The organism is Herbaspirillum aquaticum, assembly GCF_002213425.1.
Classification (GTDB): domain Bacteria; phylum Pseudomonadota; class Gammaproteobacteria; order Burkholderiales; family Burkholderiaceae_D; genus Herbaspirillum; species Herbaspirillum aquaticum.
In genome coordinates, this window is sequence record NZ_NJGV01000057.1 from 1 (window position 1) to 1112 (window position 1112).

Sequence of the window (1112 nt, forward strand, 5' to 3'; positions counted from 1 at the left end):
GCCGACGGTAGCTGCATCCGAATGCGGCCGGAATATGCCAATCATGTCTGGAGCTGGGACTTCGTCATGGAGAGAACGCATGATGGACGTGTTCTGAAAATCCTGGTGCTCATCGATGAGTTCACCCGTCGCTGCCTCGCGCTGCACGTGGCCAGGCAAATTCGCAGTAATGACGTTATCGATATCCTGGCTGAGGCCATGGTGGCCTACGGTGTCCCAGCATATCTACGCTCTGACAATGGGCCGGAAATGGTCGCCAAGAACCTTCGGCGCTGGCTTGCTTCGGTCGGTTCAAAAACGCTGTACATTGAACCAGGAAGCCCCTGGGAGAACGGATACTGCGAATCCTTCAACGGCAAATTCCGGGATGAACTGCTCAATGGAGAAATCTTCTACACCCTCCGAGAAGCTCAGGTCATCATTGAGCGATGGCGTCATCAGTACAATACCGTTCGGCCGCACAGCTCACTGAAATACCGGCCGCCGGCACCGCAGGCTACACTGCCGGCAACAACCCCAGCACCAATGCGGCTTGCCGCTTAGACTAACTTTAAGTCTGGACCAGTTGTTTCAGGCCGGTCACCATTTGTGAAAAACGTTACGCTTTCCAAATTTTCGGAAATTTCCGAAATCATTCGTCCAAACAGTGCAACGCAATCGGGGTCGTCCGTATAGAGGTGAGGATCGATCACGAAAAGATTCTTGATCCCATTGAGCCTCTTGATGAATCCTAGAATTACTTCCTCAATCTCGTCCACGTGAATTCCTGGGTGCAGTACCGCATCGCAAGTAAGCGAAAAATGGAAGAGGGACGAAATACCATTTTTGGAAATGTACTCTCGCAATATGTCTTTAATTGCGATCTCGTCCATACGCACGCACGCGAAGTCCCGACTACTTACCGTTCCATGCTCGTAAAGATCTTTGAAAAAATGCCCAATGTTACGATCTTTGCTCAGGCACTTGACGTAAACGATGTTTGAATCCATTTTTCGCTCCCCATCTTTTAATTCGTGGCATTAAAGTGGACCCATCCGTCAAGACAGCGTTTGCCAGAATTTAAGCTGCATCCATGACTTCACTTGCAGCAGAACAGCGCTGCCCTGATCCTG

At 50.4% G+C, this 1112-nt stretch carries 2 protein-coding genes; one reads left to right on the top strand and one right to left on the bottom strand.

Going from position 1 to position 1112, the window contains the following annotated elements; translation table 11 throughout:
* Positions 1-543: IS3 family transposase (locus CEJ45_RS24375; protein ID WP_141107030.1), on the top strand; the 543-nt coding region annotated here is incomplete at its 5' end.
* Here the strand turns inward: CEJ45_RS24375 and CEJ45_RS24380 are convergent.
* Entirely contained in the window at positions 540-989 is a 450-nt protein-coding gene (locus CEJ45_RS24380; protein WP_088757560.1) for a hypothetical protein, read from the bottom strand. The two genes, CEJ45_RS24375 and CEJ45_RS24380, sit on opposite strands and share 4 nt — an antisense overlap.
* Between the last annotated feature and the right edge of the window lie 123 nt (positions 990-1112).

What these genes read in the sequence shown, in the direction of transcription:
- CEJ45_RS24380 (WP_088757560.1), bottom strand. Translation starts at nt 989, where the DNA reads ATGGATTCAAACATCGTTTACGTCAAGTGCCTGAGCAAAGATCGTAAC.